The sequence below is a fragment of the Paracoccus sanguinis genome (genome assembly GCF_012689545.1).
Lineage (GTDB): Bacteria > Pseudomonadota > Alphaproteobacteria > Rhodobacterales > Rhodobacteraceae > Paracoccus > Paracoccus panacisoli.
Genome location: NZ_CP051542.1, coordinates 2,724,054 through 2,739,554 on the forward strand (window position 1 = coordinate 2,724,054; position 15,501 = coordinate 2,739,554).

The 15,501-nt window shown below is 69.8% G+C and carries 14 protein-coding genes; 10 read left to right on the forward strand and 4 right to left on the reverse strand.

From position 1 onward, the window contains the following. Positions 1 to 12: 12 nt before the first annotated feature. From HGN31_RS13040 to HGN31_RS13065, 6 genes are all read left to right on the forward strand, one after another. Positions 13 to 1,089 carry a helix-turn-helix transcriptional regulator gene (locus HGN31_RS13040; RefSeq protein WP_168783470.1) on the forward strand — a complete coding sequence of 359 codons (1,077 nt, stop codon included), beginning with the start codon at positions 13 to 15 and terminating at the stop codon, positions 1,087 to 1,089. A gap of 254 nt (positions 1,090 to 1,343) precedes the next feature. Continuing rightward, positions 1,344 to 3,266 carry a calcium-binding protein gene (locus tag HGN31_RS13045; protein WP_168783471.1) on the forward strand — a complete coding sequence of 641 codons (1,923 nt, stop codon included), beginning with the start codon at positions 1,344 to 1,346 and terminating at the stop codon, positions 3,264 to 3,266. 228 nt (positions 3,267 to 3,494) lie between these two features. Beyond that, on the forward strand, positions 3,495 to 4,793 hold the full coding sequence (locus HGN31_RS13050; RefSeq protein WP_168783472.1) for a lipoprotein-releasing ABC transporter permease subunit: 1,299 nt from the start codon (positions 3,495 to 3,497) through the stop codon (positions 4,791 to 4,793). Beyond that, a complete protein-coding gene (locus tag HGN31_RS13055) occupies positions 4,786 to 5,457 on the forward strand; it encodes an ABC transporter ATP-binding protein (RefSeq protein WP_036710335.1) in 672 nt (223 codons plus the stop codon). The genes HGN31_RS13050 and HGN31_RS13055 overlap by 8 nt, the downstream gene beginning before the upstream one ends. A gap of 70 nt (positions 5,458 to 5,527) precedes the next feature. Then, complete coding sequence (locus HGN31_RS13060) at positions 5,528 to 5,968, forward strand: c-type cytochrome (RefSeq protein ID WP_074825996.1); 441 nt, start codon at positions 5,528 to 5,530, stop codon at positions 5,966 to 5,968. Between the two features lie 21 nt (positions 5,969 to 5,989). Next, positions 5,990 to 6,706: an AbiU2 domain-containing protein gene (locus HGN31_RS13065; RefSeq protein WP_168783473.1), complete on the forward strand. Its 717-nt coding sequence runs from the start codon at positions 5,990 to 5,992 to the stop codon at positions 6,704 to 6,706. A 155-nt stretch (positions 6,707 to 6,861) separates the two neighbouring features. On the opposite strand, the gene parE is transcribed toward HGN31_RS13065, so the two are convergent. The 4 genes from parE to HGN31_RS13085 all read right to left on the reverse strand — a co-directional run bounded on the left by parE (position 6,862) and on the right by HGN31_RS13085 (position 10,337). Then, positions 6,862 to 8,826 carry a DNA topoisomerase IV subunit B gene (parE, locus tag HGN31_RS13070; RefSeq protein ID WP_168783474.1) on the reverse strand — a complete coding sequence of 655 codons (1,965 nt, stop codon included), beginning with the start codon at positions 8,824 to 8,826 and terminating at the stop codon, positions 6,862 to 6,864. A gap of 141 nt (positions 8,827 to 8,967) precedes the next feature. Then, positions 8,968 to 9,348, reverse strand: coding sequence for a type II toxin-antitoxin system death-on-curing family toxin (locus HGN31_RS13075; protein WP_168783475.1), 381 nt, complete (start codon positions 9,346 to 9,348; stop codon positions 8,968 to 8,970). Further along, a complete protein-coding gene (locus HGN31_RS13080) occupies positions 9,348 to 9,593 on the reverse strand; it encodes a hypothetical protein (RefSeq protein ID WP_036702382.1) in 246 nt (81 codons plus the stop codon). Before HGN31_RS13080 ends, HGN31_RS13075 begins: the two co-directional genes overlap by 1 nt. Before the next feature lie 81 nt (positions 9,594 to 9,674). Then, the gene (locus HGN31_RS13085) at positions 9,675 to 10,337 is read right to left on the reverse strand and encodes a glutathione S-transferase family protein (protein WP_168783476.1); all 663 of its coding nucleotides are present in this window, start codon (positions 10,335 to 10,337) and stop codon (positions 9,675 to 9,677) included. 189 nt (positions 10,338 to 10,526) lie between these two features. Between HGN31_RS13085 and HGN31_RS13090 the strand changes: the two genes are divergently transcribed. The 4 genes from HGN31_RS13090 to pstB all read left to right on the forward strand — a co-directional run bounded on the left by HGN31_RS13090 (position 10,527) and on the right by pstB (position 15,474). Then, positions 10,527 to 11,564: a PstS family phosphate ABC transporter substrate-binding protein gene (locus HGN31_RS13090; protein WP_168783477.1), complete on the forward strand. Its 1,038-nt coding sequence runs from the start codon at positions 10,527 to 10,529 to the stop codon at positions 11,562 to 11,564. 263 nt (positions 11,565 to 11,827) lie between these two features. Next, positions 11,828 to 13,282 (forward strand): phosphate ABC transporter permease subunit PstC, encoded by a 1,455-nt coding sequence (pstC, locus tag HGN31_RS13095; RefSeq protein WP_168783478.1) that lies wholly within the window; start codon positions 11,828 to 11,830, stop codon positions 13,280 to 13,282. Further along, positions 13,279 to 14,649 carry a phosphate ABC transporter permease PstA gene (pstA, locus tag HGN31_RS13100; RefSeq protein WP_168783479.1) on the forward strand — a complete coding sequence of 457 codons (1,371 nt, stop codon included), beginning with the start codon at positions 13,279 to 13,281 and terminating at the stop codon, positions 14,647 to 14,649. Before pstC ends, pstA begins: the two co-directional genes overlap by 4 nt. 21 nt (positions 14,650 to 14,670) lie before the next feature. Continuing rightward, positions 14,671 to 15,474, forward strand: a complete 804-nt coding sequence (gene pstB, locus HGN31_RS13105) for a phosphate ABC transporter ATP-binding protein PstB (RefSeq protein ID WP_036702391.1) — start codon at positions 14,671 to 14,673, stop codon at positions 15,472 to 15,474. The last annotated feature ends 27 nt before the right edge of the window (positions 15,475 to 15,501 follow it).

The following is a 15,501-nucleotide window of genomic DNA, read 5'->3' on the forward strand; positions in this document are numbered from 1 at the left end:
GGGGGGCTGCGCGTGTCACGACAGACCGAGGCGATCCTTGACCTGATCTATCAGGCGACGCTCGAGCCCGAGCGCTGGCCGGACATCCTTGCCGCGATCTGCGCCTCGACCGGGTTCGCGAGCGGCTGCCTGATCATGGGCAGCGCCGCCCCGGGCAGCGCGTCGGGCACCAGCTTCTACGCCACCCGGCGGACCGAGCGGGCCTTGCGCGACTTCGTCGAGGCGGGGCTCTTTGCCTCGTGCGCGGGGCGGCTCGACCGGGTGGGGGACGCGCTCTTCGTCCACGAGGCCGATTTTCCCGCCGCCGTCGCCCGCCGCCCGGCGGTCGAGACGCTGCACCGGCTGGGCCTCTGGGACCAGACCGCGACGCTGCACCGGACCCCGGACGGCCGCCGCTTCGTCTTCACCTTCGAGCGCGAGGCCGGCGCCGCCGGGTTCTCGCGCGAGGCGGTGGGGCGGCTCAATCGGCTGCGCCCGCACATGGTGCGCAGCGTGACGCTGGGCCTGCGCGACCCGACCGCCGAGGCGCGGCCGCAGGGCCCCTCGCTGCTCGGGGCGCTGCCGGGGCCGGCGGTGCTGATCGGCCCCGACGAGGGGGTGTTCGAGGCGAATGCCGCTGCACTCGCCCATCGCCCGCCGCTGGTGCGCGAGACCGGCGGCGAGAGCGGGCGGCTGTCGCTGGCGGGGTGGGAGAATGCCGAGTTCATCCGCGCCCGCATCGGACTCGCCGCCCGCTTCGGCCGGGGCGTGGACCTGACGCTGAGGCCCCGCGACCCGTCGCTGCCCGAGCAGCGCCTGCAGGCGGTGCCGACGAGCTGGCACGGGGCGGCGGCGCTGCTGGTGACGCTCGACCCCGCGGGCGACGACCCGCCGAGCCGCGACCCGCACGCGCTGATGGACGGGTTCGGCCTGACCCGGCGCGAGGCCGAGCTGACCGCGCTTCTGGCTTGCGGCAGCTCGCTGGCCGACGCGGCCCCGGCGCTGGGGATGTCGCGCGAAACCGCGCGGCATCACCTCAAGCAGATCTTCCAGAAGACCGACACCCACCGGCAGGCGCAACTCGTGGCGCTGGTCTCGCGCGAGGCGTGAGCCGGTCGCGGGGGGGGGGGAGCGCGAGAGTTCGCGCGCCCGGCCCCCGCGCACCCGTTCGACCCGCGCCCATCCCCCGAACGGGGGACGCTGCCCCCAGACCCCGGTGGTAGATTGATGCCGTGGGCCCGTGGGGCCCGCGAGGGGCCGGCAGAGCCGCCGGCGCATCCGCGCACCCCGCGAGAGGCCGACGTGTACAATGCCGCCGGCGCGGTGCGCCTTGCGTCCCGCCGGCCTTATCGAGGACGAGTTTCATGGCCATCTTTACCGGGACCAACGGCAACGACACCGCCATCGCGGGGTCGAACGTCATCGGTTTCACCGACGACCAGCCCTTCTTCCCGCCGCTCTTCTGGCTGTCGGACGGGTCGGGCGACATCATCAACTGCCTCAGCGGCGCCGACACCGTCGTGGCGGGCTCGGGCAACGACATCATTAACGGCGGTCTGGACGGCGATTCGCTCAACGGCGGGGACGGCGCCGACACCATCTACGCCAACACCTCGAGCGACGTGGCGGGGTCGTTCGTCGGCGACTGGATGACCGGCGGGCTGGGCAATGACGTGCTCTATGGCGCGAGCGGCGCCGATACGATGCTCGGCGCGGCCGGGACCGACTACATGAGCGGCGGCAACGGCGACGACGTGATGGACGGCGGGGCCGACAACGACAGCCTGTATGGCGGTCTGGGCTATGACCAGCTCAGCGGCGGGCTGGGCAACGACGTGCTGCAGAACGCGGGCGCCGTGGGCGACCTGATGGACGGCGGCGACGGGAACGACACGATCTACGGCGCCGACGGGGCCGACACGATCTACGGCAACTTCTTCGCCGACGTTCTCTATGGCGGTGGCAGCGACGACCGCATGTATGCGATGACCGCCGCCAATATCGACGGCTCGGGCTATGCCGACCGGATGTACGGCGGCGCCGGCAACGACGACATGGTCGGCTCGCTCGGCGCGGACACGCTGCTGGGCGAGGCCGACAACGACGAGCTCGCCGGCCGCGGCGGCAACGATTCGCTCGACGGCGGGGACGGCAACGACTCGCTCTATGGCGACGGCGGGGCCGACACGATGTGGGGCGGCGATGGCGCCGACCGGCTGGATGCCGGCGGCGGCGACAACGGGGTCGGCGACGTGATGGACGGCGGCGCCGGCAACGACACCGTCTACGGCACCAGCGGTGGCGACCTGATCGGCGGCAACTTCGACGCCGACGTCATCTACGGCAACGACGGGAACGACTCGATCTACGCCATGACCTCGACCAGCGAACTCGGGTCGACCGTCGGCGACACGCTGTATGGCGGGACCGGGTCCGACCTGATCGCCGGGTCGAACGGCAGCGACGTCATCTTCGGACAGGAGGACAACGACACCATCCGCGGCAACGCCGGCAACGACACGCTGAACGGCGGCGGGTCGGTCAACTCGATCTGGGGCGGGACCGGTAACGACCGGATCATCTCGGGCGGGTTCGGCACCTACCTGGGCGAGGACGGCGACGACGTGTTGGTGGCGGGCGCCCCGGTGGGCACCGAGACGATGGACGGCGGCGCCGGCACGGACCTGCTCTACATCAGCAACGGCAACTATGCCTATTTCATGGACATGGCGAGCGGGGCCACCAACCAGGCCGGGGAGAGCTTCACCGGCTTCGAATGGGTCACCTGCGGGGGCGCGAACGACACGATCATCGGGTCGGGCGACAGCAACCGGATCTGGGGCAACGGCGGCGACGACGTGCTGCGTGGCGGCGGCGGGTTCGACATCCTCGTCGGCGGTGCGGGCAACGACGTGCTGCAGGGCGGCGACGGGTCGGACCGGCTGATGGGCCGGATCGGCGAGGACATCTTCCAGTTCCTCGCCACCACCGATTCGACCACCGGCGGCATCGACTGGATCGACGGGTTCGACGGCGCCGGCGTCGCGGGCGGCGACCGGATCAACGTCCAGGCCATCGACGCCAACGACCTGATCGCCGGAAACCAGGCCTTCATCTGGCGCGGCACCGCCCCCGGCGGCGCCGGCACCGCCTGGGCGGGGACCAGCGGCACCGACACGCTCGTCTATTTCAACACCGACGCCGATGCGGTGGCCGAGATGGCGATCCGCATCCTCGACGGCGCCGTGGTGGCGAGCGCCTATACCAGCGGAGACTTCTTGCTCTGAGATCACGCCGGGCCGCGGGGCCTAAGCCGCGCGGCCCGGCGACAGCGCGGGGCAGGCATGGGTTGCCTCGGCGCACGACGGTTCGACGGGCGCGCGCGCTGCATGGGGGCGCGCGCGCCTTGTCGTGTCGGGGCGCGGCGCCCTCGCCCCCGCCTCACGCCAATGTCGGCTTGCCAACCCCGTCCGCCGCGGCCAGTTTGCCGCGACCCCGACGAAAGGCCGCCCGGCATGGCGAACCCCCCTCCGTTCTCGCGCTACGAGTTCCTGATCGCCTGGCGCTATCTGCGCGCCCGCCGCGCCGAGGGCGGGGTCTCGACCATGACCTGGATCAGCCTCATCGGCATCGCGCTGGGGGTGATGGCGCTGATCGCCACCCTCGCCGTGCGCTCGGGCTTTCGCACCGAGTTCGTGGACACGATCCTCGGCGCCAACGCGCACACCACCGTCTACATGCCGCCCGGCCAGATCGTGAATGACCTGACCGACGAGGTCTATACCGTCGCCGGCACCATCAGCGACTATCCCGACGCGGTGGCGCGGATCGAGGCGATCCCCGGCGTCACCCGCGCCGACCCGGTGGTGAAGGGGCAGGTGATGGCCAGCGTCGGCGACCGATCGAACGTGGCCGAGGTGCACGGGCTGTCGCTCGCGGACCTCAAGGCCATCCCCCGCGTCGCCGATCCCGAGACGGGGGCGGGCGACATCGACGCCTTCGACCGCGGCATCGCCATCGGCTCGGGCATCGCCCGCGACCTCGGCGCCTCGGTGGGCGACCGGCTGCAGCTCATCTCGCCGCAAGGGGCGCAGACGGCGTTCGGCACCACGCCGCGGATCGCCACCTATGAGGTCGTCTATGTCTTCACCGCCGGGCGATACGACATCGACCGCACCCGCATCTACATGCCGCTGCCCGAGGCGCAGTCCTATTTCAACCGCGAGGGCGAGGTGGACGAGATCCAGGTCTACGCCTCCGACCCCGAGCGGGTGGACCGCCTGACGCCTGCGCTGACCGAGGCGGTGCCGGGCAGCGTCGTCTGGACCTGGCGCGACGCCTCGGGGTCGTTCCTCTCGGCGCTCGACATCGAGGATGACGTGATGTTCGTGATCCTGTCGGTGCTGGTGCTGATCGCGGCCATGAACATCACCTCGGGTCTGATCATGCTGGTGAAAAACAAGGGCCGCGACATCGGCATCCTGCGGACGATGGGGCTGACCGAGGGGGCAATCCTGCGGGTGTTCTTCCTCTGCGGCGCCCTCACCGGGGTGATCGGGACCATCGCGGGGGTGATCCTCGGCGTTCTCCTCGCGCTCAACATCGACGGCATCATGGCGGGCATCAACTGGCTGACCGGCGGGGGGGCGTGGGACCCCGCGGTGCGCGGCATCTATCGCCTGCCGGCCGAGCTCAGGGGCATCGACATCGCCAAGGCGGTCGGTCTGTCGCTGGTGCTGTCGTTCCTCGTCACCATCTTTCCGGCCCGCCGCGCGGCCCGGATGAACCCGGTCGAGGCGCTGCGCCATGAGTGACGTGCGAGAGGACGTGCTGCGGCTCGAGGGGGTCAGCAAGACCTACAACCCCGGCTCGCCCGCCGCCGTCGAGGTGCTGCGCGGGCTGGACCTGAGCGTGGCGCGCGGCGAGGTGGTGGCGCTCGTCGCGCCCTCGGGGGCGGGGAAATCGACGCTGCTGCACATCGCGGGGCTGCTCGACACGCCCGACGCGGGCCGGGTCTGGCTGAACGGGCGCGACATGACGGGCCTTGGCGACCGCGCGAGGACCGAGGCGCGGCGGCGCGAGCTGGGCTTCGTCTATCAGTTCCACCACCTGCTGCCCGAGTTCACCGCGCTGGAAAACGTCGTCCTGCCGCAGCTCGCCAACGCCGTGCCCGACGCGGCCGCGCGGGCGCGGGCGGCGGGCCTCTTGGGCCGCGTCGGCCTTGGCCCCCGCGCCGATCACCGCCCGGCGGAGCTGTCGGGCGGCGAGGCGCAGCGGGTGGCCTTCTGCCGCGCGCTCGCCAACGGGCCGGCGCTGCTTCTGGCGGACGAGCCGACCGGCAACCTCGACCCCGCCACCTCGGATCAGGTGTTCGGGGTGTTGATGGAGGTCGTCCGCGAGACCGGCCTCAGCGCCCTGATCGCCACCCACAACATGGAGCTGGCGGGGCGGATGGACCGGGTCGTGCGGCTGGGGTGAGGCCGCGCGAGGGTTGCGCGGGGTGGCCCGGGCGGGCAGAGTCGCGGGCAAAACCAGCGAGGGACCGAGGATGATGTTTGCCAGACCGACCCTGGCCGCAATGGGCGCCGCCCTGCTGCTGACCGGCTGCGTGCCCGAGGCCGAGGCCCCGCGCCCCACCGGCCCCGCCGCCGCTCAGGCCGCGCAAGGTGCCGCCGACTACGCCCGATACTGCGTCGCCTGCCACGGCCCGACAGGTCGCGGCGACGGTCCGGCGGCCGCGGGCCTCTCGCCCCGGCCCACGGACCTCACGCAGCTTGCGCGCCGCAACGGCGGCACCTTCCCGCGGCTGCGGGTGATGGCGCGCATCGACGGCTACACGATGGGCAAGACCGACAGCCCGATGCCGCAGTTCGGCGAAGAGATCGGCCGCGGCCCGAAGGTGATGTTCGACGCGGGCGACGGCCTGCGTGTGCCCACGCCCGCACGGCTGGTGGCGCTGCAGGGGTATGTGGAGACGTTGCAGCGGTAGGGGGCAGCCGAAGGTGAGGCGATGACGACCGGGCGTGCCGGGTGGGTTGCATCAACGCTTGATGCGGATGAGCCCTGCAGTGACCTTTGCGTCCGGCCGCTCTACGACGCCATCCAAAGTGACTTCATCAAGTTGCGAAGTGACTGGGCCTTCTACGAGTTTGTCTACGGGCAGAGAGGGGTTGTCGAGCTTCTCAACGAAGCGTCGGGCCCGACGACGGGTCTGATGCAGGAGGCGATAGACAGTCTGGTGTTTCTGGGCATCGCAAAGCTCACCGACCCTGCCCGACAGGGTTCCAACCGAAATGCCTCACTTCACGCGCTGGTTGCCGACACCGGGTTGTCGGAGGACGTCACTTCACGGCTCTCTAGCCTGTGCGGACACGTCCGAAAGCACAGGAGCAGTCGACTGGCGCACACGGACCGGACGTGGCGGCTCGGCGCCAAGGATCTGCCGGACGTTTGTCGTGCGGACATAACGGCTGTGCTGGATGAAATCGGGCATATCTTGTCCGTGGTCGCGAGGACCTTGGGCGTCGAAGAGACTGACTCAAGCTGGTGGGCACGCGGGAAGGATGAGGCAATCGAGTTCGTGAACATCGTTCGCATCGGACTTGAAGAGCAGCAAATGCGGGTCAGCGCTTGGCACAGTTCCCGATCGGTCGAAGATAAGGCCGATGCCGAAGAGGCCCTCCGGCCGGTCTGGCTATTCAACCCTCACCCTGGAACGGAGGGTTGACCGGCTTCTACCCGTCGTCTTGAAGCCTGCCGCGACAACGTTCTTGCCCTGCGGACTTAGATAGCGAAAACAGGTCTGTCAGCTGCGGGCCGTGGCAGAGACGACCAATATCAGGTCGCGCCTTAGGCAACAGCCGCCTCCCGACCGTCCCCCCCTCACACGTCCAGCTCCTCCACGAACTGCGCGTTCTCGCTGATGTATTGGAACCGCAGCTCGGGCTTCTTGCCCATAAGCCGCTCGACCAGATCGCCGGTCTCGCCGCCGTCCTCGTCGTCGATCGACACCCGGATCAGCTTGCGCGAGGCCGGGTTCATCGTCGTGTCCTTCAGGTCCTTGGCGTCCATCTCGCCCAGACCCTTGAAGCGCTGGACGTCGATCTTGCCCTTGCCGCCAAGGCCCTTGGCAAGCCACGCCTCCTTCTCGGCCTCGTCGGCGACATAGACCCGCTCGGCCCCTTGCGTCAGCCGGTAGAGCGGGGGGCAGGCGAGGTAGAGGTGCCCCTTGTCGATCAGCGGCCGCATCTGGGTGAAGAAGAACGTCATCAGAAGCGAGGCGATATGCGCCCCGTCCACGTCCGCGTCGGTCATGATGATGACCTTGTCATAGCGCAGGTCGTCGACGTTGAAGCGCGTCCCCATGCCGACGCCGAGCGCCTGGCAGAGGTCGCTCAATTCCGCGTTCTGCGACAGCTTCGAGGACGCCGCCCCGAGCACGTTCAGCACCTTGCCGCGCAGGGGCAGCAGCGCCTGCGTCGCCCGGTCGCGCGCGGCCTTGGCGCTGCCGCCGGCCGAGTCGCCCTCGACGATGAAGATCTCGGTGCCCTCGCGCGCGGTGGCCGAGCAGTCCACCAGCTTGCCGGGCAGGCGCAGCTTCTTGGTCGCGGACTTGCGCGCCGTCTCCTTCTCCTGCCGGCGGCGCAGGCGTTCCTCGGCGCGCAGCACCAGAAAATCGAGGATCGCGCCGGCGGACTTGGTGTCGGCGGCCAGCCAGTTGTCGAAATGGTCGCGCACCGCGCCCTCGACCAGCCTTGCGGCCTCGGTGGTGGCGAGGCGGTCCTTGGTCTGGCCGACGAATTCCGGCTCGGCGATGAAGCACGAGACCAGCGCGCAGCCGCCGGTCAGCAGGTCGTCGCGGGTGATGTTCTCGGCCTTGCGGTTCTTCGTCAGCTCGCCATAGGCGCGGATGCCCTTGAGGATCGCGGTCCAGAACCCGCCCTCATGCGTGCCGCCCTCGGGGGTCGGCACGGTGTTGCAGTAGGACTGGATGAAGCCGTCGCGCGAGGGCGTCCAGTTGATCGCCCACTCGACCTTGCCCGGCACGCCGAAGCGCTCGCGGAACTCGACGAGCCCGGCGAAGGGGCGGTCGGCATAGGTGGTGGCGCCGCCCAGCTGCTCGGCGAGGTAATCCGAGAGGCCGCCGGGGAAGTGGAAGGTCGCCTCGCGCGGGGTCTCACCGTCGTCGATCTCGGTCCGCCAGCGGATTTCGACGCCGGAATGCAGATAGGCCTTGGACTTGACCATCCGCATGATGCGCGCGGGCTTGAGCCGGTGGTGGCCGAAGATCTGCTCGTCGGCGTGGAAGGTGACGGTGGTGCCGCGCCGGTTCGGGGCCGGGCCGATCTTCTCGACCGGCCCCTGCGGGATCCCGCGGGAAAAGCTCTGCCGCCACAGCTCGCGGTTGCGGGCGACCTCGACCACCATCCGGTCGGACAGCGCGTTGACGACCGAAGCGCCGACGCCGTGCAGACCGCCCGAGGTCTGATAGGCGCCTTCGGTGAACTTGCCGCCCGCGTGCAGCGTGCAGAGGATCACCTCGAGCGCCGACTTGCCCGGAAACTTGGGGTGCGGATCGACCGGGATGCCGCGGCCGTTGTCGCGCACGACGACCGAGTGGTCGGCCAGCAGCTCGACCTCGATGCGGCTGGCGTGGCCGGCCACGGCCTCGTCCATGGCGTTGTCGAGGATTTCCGCGACCAGGTGGTGCAGGGCGCGTTCGTCGGTGCCGCCGATGTACATCCCCGGCCGCTTGCGGACGGGTTCCAGCCCTTCCAGCACCTCGATCGAGGCGGCGGAATAGCTGTCGGTCGCGGCGCTGGCGCCGCTGAGAAGATCATCGGACATGAAGGCTGCTCGGCTTGTCGTTTGCGGGCTTATCCCACGCCGGGCCGCGGCGGGGCAACCCTTGCGGGCGTGGGGGGGCTTTCTGGCCCAAATACCCCGGACGGGCGCCAGCGACCCGCAGCGCCGCCGGGGCAGGGCGGGTCAGGTCCGCTCGCGCAGCCAGTCGGCGAGCGCGCCGTCGTCGATCTTGCCCTGCGCCAGCGCGATGATCTGTTGGCCGATGATGTCTTCGGCCATGACCGGGACCGGCGCCCCGTTCATGTCGAGCACGACGATCAGCACCCGATACGCCGTCCGCTTGTTGGCATCGTTGACGCAATCGCCCTGCGCGATGGCCATCGCATAGGCCGCAGCCAGACCGACGACATCCTCGACGAGGCCGTAGGCAAGACGGCTCTCGACCCGCGCCAGTGCGCCTTCGAGCGACTTGTCGCGGGCCCGGCCGGCCAGCTCGCCCGGGTTCAGGACCGCATCATGGATCGCCTCGACCATCGCGGCCGAGGGAAGCAGATAGGCGGACATTACTTGTCCTTGAGATAGTCGAGCACCGGCTGGGCGATCTCGCGGGTGCGCTCGAGCGACTCCATCACCTCGTCCATCGTCGCATAGCGCACGTTCGGGACCGTCGCCTCCTCAGGCACCAGATAGGCGACCACGGCGCTGTTCTTGAGGATCGCCACCGGCTTGCCGCCCGAGCGTTCGAGCACCTTGTGCGGCTCGCGCAGCTCGGTGATCGTGGCGATGTGGTTCGTGAGCAGGCGGGTCATGGCTCTCTCCGGGTGGATGCACGGAATATTGCATATCCGGGTGCATATTTCCATCGGCACCCCCGCCTGCGCCCCAAGCCGCTATTCCGGCTCGGCCATCCTCGCTTCCCACATCCGGCGGAAGCCGTCGCGGGACTGGCAGGCGGCCAGCCACGCCTCGACGGCCGGGAACTGCGCCATCAGCGTGCCGTAGCCCTGCGCGTAGCGGATGACCTCGGCCATGTTCAGGTCCGCGACGGTGAACCGCTCGCCGACGAGGTGCCCGTGGGTGGGCAGATGCGCCTCGAGCACATTGAGCGGGCGTACCAGCCGCTCGGCGGCGTTGGCGACCATCGCGGCATCCTCGCCCGACTGTTCCTGCCCGCGGGCGTGCAGGAAGAGGATCGTCAGCGCGTCGGGCTCGATGGCGGTCGCGGCATAGAAGGACCACTGCATCATCAGCGCGTCCTCGGCCGGATCGCGCGGGCCGATGCCGTTCGCGTCATGCTTGCGCGCCAGATACAGCGTCTGCGCCAGTGATTCGAAGAGCACCAGCCCGTCATCCTCGATCACCGGGATCGCCCCCGCGGGCGACAGCGCAAGGAACGCGGGCGAGCGGGTGTTCAACGGCGCGTCGGGCGCGTCGGCGTCGGCCAGCCGGTAGGCCTGGATCACCGGCTCTTGCCGGAAGGGCAGGTCCAGCTCGTGGCACAGCCAGATCAGCCGCGACGCGCGCGAGCGGGTGACGCCGTGGATGGTCAGCATCTGCGGTATTCTCCGTGAGGGCGGCCCGGATCGGGCGTGGCCCAGACAACGCGGGTTTCCGACGCGGCGTCAACCGGCGTTGGCGACGGCGGCGCCATGAAACCGTCAAGAGACTGTCACGAAACCGTCGCACTTCCGCGATAGGTCGCGCCGCGTGGCGGCCACGCCACCCAACTGCAGGAGCCTGCCATGAACAAGCTGACTTTCTCCGCCTCGGCGCTGGCCATCGTCGCGCTGTCGGCGACCGCCGCCGCCGCCCGCGACAACGTCCAGGTCGCCGGGTCGTCCACCGTGCTGCCCTACGCCACCATCGTCGCCGAGGCCTTCGCCGAAAACACCGACTTCCCGGCCCCCGTGGTCGAGGGCGGCGGCTCGTCGGCCGGTCTCAAGCAGTTCTGCGAGGGCGTGGGCGAGAACACCGTCGACGTCGCCAACAGCTCGCGCCCGATCAAGCCGGCCGAGCTCGAGACCTGCAAGGCCAACGGCGTGACCAACATCGTCGAAGTCCAGTTCGGCTACGACGGCATCGTCTTCGCCAGCGACAAGGCCGGCGCCGACTTCGCGCTGACCCCCAAGGACGTGTTCCTGGCGCTGGCCAAGGACGTGGTCGTGGACGGCAAGGTGGTCCCGAACACCGCCGCCAAGTGGAAGGACGTGAACCCGTCGCTGCCCGACCAGGACATCACGGCCTTCATCCCCGGCACCAAGCACGGCACCCGTGAAGTGTTCGAGGAAAAGGTCCTGATCGCGGGCTGCAAGGAAGCCGGCGCGCTCGAGGCGCTGGTCGCGGCCAACGGCGGCGACGAGAAGAAGGGCGAGGGCGCCTGCAAGGCGGTCCGCACCGACGGCAAGTCGGTCGACATCGACGGCGACTACACCGAGACCCTGGCCCGCATCGACAGCAATAAGACCGGCGTGGGCGTGTTCGGCCTGTCGTTCTACGAGAACAACACCGACAAGCTGAAGGTCGCCACCATCAACGGCGTGACCCCCTCGACCGACACCATCGCGTCGGGCGAATACCCGGTGTCGCGCCCGCTGTTCTTCTACGTCAAGAAGGACCACATCGGCGTCATCCCGGGCCTCAAGGAATATGCCGAGTTCTTCGTCTCGGACGCCATCGCCGGCCCCGGCGGCCCCCTGGCGACCTATGGCCTGGTGCCCGATCCCAAGCTGGCCGACGTGCAGAAGACCGTCGCCGACGGCACCACGATCACCATGCCCTGATCCGGGACGGCGCGCGCCCGGCCCCGCGGGGCCGGGCCTGCGCCACCCGATGCCGACGGGCGGTCCCTTCCGGGGCCGCCTCACCCCGGACGCCCGGACCGAGTCTGCCCTCGTGATCTCGGGCGTTCGCATCTGCTAGACTGCCGGCACCGCCGCCGCCGCGTCCGTCGCGCCGCCTTCCGAGGCTGGCCCGCGTCCGCCCGGCGGGGCCGGCTTCCCCGCGTCCCGGCCGCTCGACGGGCGCACCCATGTTGCGAGGCACCATGCCGACCCTCTGGATCACCCTCATCGTCCTGGCCCTAGCCGTCGTGGGCTATGTCCTCGGCCGCACTCGCTCGGTCCGGGCCGTGGACGGCAACACGAGGGCGCTGCACTCGCGCCCGACCTACTATGGCTGGAACGTGGCGCTGTTCACCGCCGTCCCGGCGCTTCTGGTGCTGCTGCTCTGGGGCATCGCCCAGCCGCTGGTCATCGACCGCGTGGTGCACCGCGCCATCCCGGCCGAGGCGATGTCGGACAGCGACAGCCGCCGGCTGGTGATGGAGGACGTGCGCCGCTCGGCCAGCCAGCTCAACGCCGCCGTCGCCCGCGACGTGCTGACCCCGGCCGAGGTCGCCGCCCTCACCCCCGAGGACAGCGCCGCCTTCGACCGGCTGAGCGCCGCCGGGCTGCGCGTCTCGACCACGCCCCACATCCTGCGCGCCGCGCAGTCCTATGGCGACTTCACCCGCACCGGCGGGCGGATCCTGACCGGGCTCGCGCTGGTGCTGGCGCTGGGCGGGCTGGCCTTCGCGCTGATGCGGACGACGCCGCAGTTCCGCGCCCGCAACGTGGTCGAGCAGGTCGTGCGCGGCCTGCTGATCCTCTGCTCGATGATCGCCATCTTCACCACCATCGGGATCGTGCTCTCGCTGGTCTTCGAATCGGTGCATTTCTTCCAGCTCTACCCGTGGCAGGACTTCTTCTTCGGGACCGAGTGGACGCCGTCCTTCGGCGGCGGCTCGAAGCTGGGGATGCTGCCGCTTCTGTGGGGGACGCTCTACATCTCGCTGATCGCGCTGCTGGTGTCGGTGCCGATCGGCCTGTTCGCCGCGATCTACATGAGCGAATACGCCACGCCCCGGGTGCGCTCGCTGGTGAAGCCCGCGATCGAGGTGCTGGCCGGCATCCCGACCATCGTCTACGGCCTCTTCGCGCTCGTCACCGTCGGCCCGCTGATCCGCGACTGGCTGGCGCAGCCGATGGGGCTGGGCAACAGCGCGTCCTCGGTGATGACCGCGGGTCTGGTGATGGGGATGATGCTGATCCCGTTCGTCAGCTCGCTCTCGGACGACATCATCAACGCGGTGCCGCAGTCGCTGCGTGACGGCAGCCTCGCCATGGGCTCGACGCCCTCCGAGACCGTGCGCCAGGTGGTGCTGCCCGCGGCGCTGCCGGGGATCGTCGGCGCCGTGCTGCTGGCCGCCAGCCGCGCCATCGGCGAGACGATGATCGTCGTGCTCGGCGCCGGCGCCATGGCGCGCATCAGCCCCAACCCGTTCGAGGCGATGACCACCATCACCGTCAAGATCGTCGGCCAGCTGACCGGCGACAACGACTTCGCCAGCCCCGAGACGCTGGTCGCCTTTGCCCTGGGCCTCACGCTCTTCGTCCTGACCCTCGGGCTCAACGTCTTCGCGCTCTACATCGTGCGCACCTATCGGGAGCAGTACGAATGACCGACGTCACCTCGACCCCGCCGCGCCCCGTGGGCGGCAGCGCCGCGCCGCGCGCCCGCAAGTCGCTTTTGGTGCAGGACGCCCGCACCAAGCGCCGCAACGCGGCCGAGCGGCGGTTCCGCGCCTATGGCGTCGCGGCCATCGCCACGGCGATCCTGGCGCTGGTGTTCCTGCTCTTCACCATCATTCGCGACGGCTCGACGGCCTTCGTGCAGACCTATGCCACCATCCCGGTGACCATCGAGGCCTCGGTCGTCGATCCGCAGGGCAGCCGCGACCCGGCGGCGATGAGCAAGGTGCTGACCACGAGCTACGGCAAGCTGCTCGAGAACTCGCTGCGCGGCTTCGTCGAGACGAACGGCATCGCCATCCCCGACCTCGCGGACAAGGACCTGGCCGGGTTCTTCTCGGCCCAGGCCCGCGCCGACCTGCGGCAGGCGGTGCTGGCCGATCCGGGGCTGGTGGGCTCGGTGATCGAGGTGCCGGCGCTGACCAGCTCGCGCGTGGACGGGATGTTCAAGGGCCGGGTCAGCCGCGAATCCGCGGCCGGCGACGCCCGCACCTCGGTGGCGCAGTTCGATCTCGCCGAGGCGCTGAAGGCGCGCGGCGAGCTGGAAACCCGCTTCAACCCCAGCTTCATCACCGGCACCGACAGCTCGGACAACCGGGCCGAGGCGGCTGGCCTCGGGATCGCCATCCTGGGGTCGTTCTACATGATGCTGATCGTGCTGGTGCTGTCCTTGCCGATCGGGGTCGCGGCCTCCATCTACCTCGAGGAGTTCGCCCCCCAGAACCGCCTGACGGACCTGATCGAGGTCAACATCGCCAACCTCGCGGCGGTGCCCTCGATCGTGTTCGGGATCCTGGGCCTGGCGATCTTCATCAACCTGGTGGGGCTGCCACGCTCGGCGCCCATCGTGGGGGGGCTGGTGCTGACGCTGATGACGCTGCCGACGATCATCATCTCGACCCGCGCCGCGCTCAAGGCGGTGCCGCCGTCGATCCGCGACGCCGCGCTGGGCGTGGGGGCGAGCCGGATGCAGACGGTCTTTCACCACGTCGTGCCGCTGGCCATGCCGGGCATCCTGACCGGCACCATCATCGGGCTGGCGCAGGCGCTGGGCGAGACCGCGCCGCTCTTGCTGATCGGCATGGTGGCGTTCGTCGCCAACTACCCCTCGGCCCCGCCGCAGGGCCTGTTCGAGCCCGCCTCGGCCCTGCCGGTGCAGGTCTACAACTGGACCCAGCGCGCCGACCCTGCGTTTTTCGAGCGCGCCTCGGGCGCCATCATCGTGCTGCTGGTGTTCCTGCTGGCGATGAACCTTCTGGCCATCTATCTGCGCCGCCGCTTTGAACGGCGCTGGTGAGCGATCACGGGGATCCCTAAGATGAACGATATGCGACTGGCGGAGAGAACCGTGGACACCGACGCGAAGGAGATCAAGTTCGAGTGCCGCGACGTGCAGGTCTGGTACGGGACCAAGCACGCCATCAAGGACGTGAACGTCGATCTGCTGGACAAGACCGTGACCGCCTTCATCGGCCCGTCGGGCTGCGGCAAGTCCACCTTCCTGCGCTGCCTGAACCGGATGAACGACACCATCCCGATCGCGCGGGTCGAGGGGCGGATGCTGCTCGACGGCGACGACATCTACGACCGCCGCGTCGATCCGGTGCAGCTGCGCGCACGGGTGGGCATGGTGTTCCAGAAGCCGAACCCGTTCCCCAAGTCGATCTACGACAACGTCGCCTACGGCCCCCGCATCCACGGCATGGCCCGCAACAAGGCCGAGCTTGACCAGATCGTCGAGCGCGCGCTGCGCGGCGCGGCGCTGTGGGACGAGGTCAAGGACCGGCTGGGCGAGACCGGCACCGGGCTTTCGGGCGGCCAGCAGCAGCGGCTTTGCATCGCGCGGGCCGTGGCGACCTCGCCCGAGGTCCTGCTGATGGACGAGCCCTGTTCGGCGCTCGACCCCATCGCCACCGCCCAGGTCGAAGAGCTGATCGACGAGCTGCGGTCCGAGTTCTCGGTGGTGATCGTCACCCACTCGATGCAGCAGGCCGCCCGCGTCAGCCAGAAGACCGCGTTCTTCCACCTCGGCAACCTCGTGGAATACGGCAACACCGACGACATCTTCACCCGCCCGCAGGACCCGCGGACGGAAAGCTACATCTCGGGCCGTATCGGCTGACCCGCAGGCACGCGACCGGAGGACTGC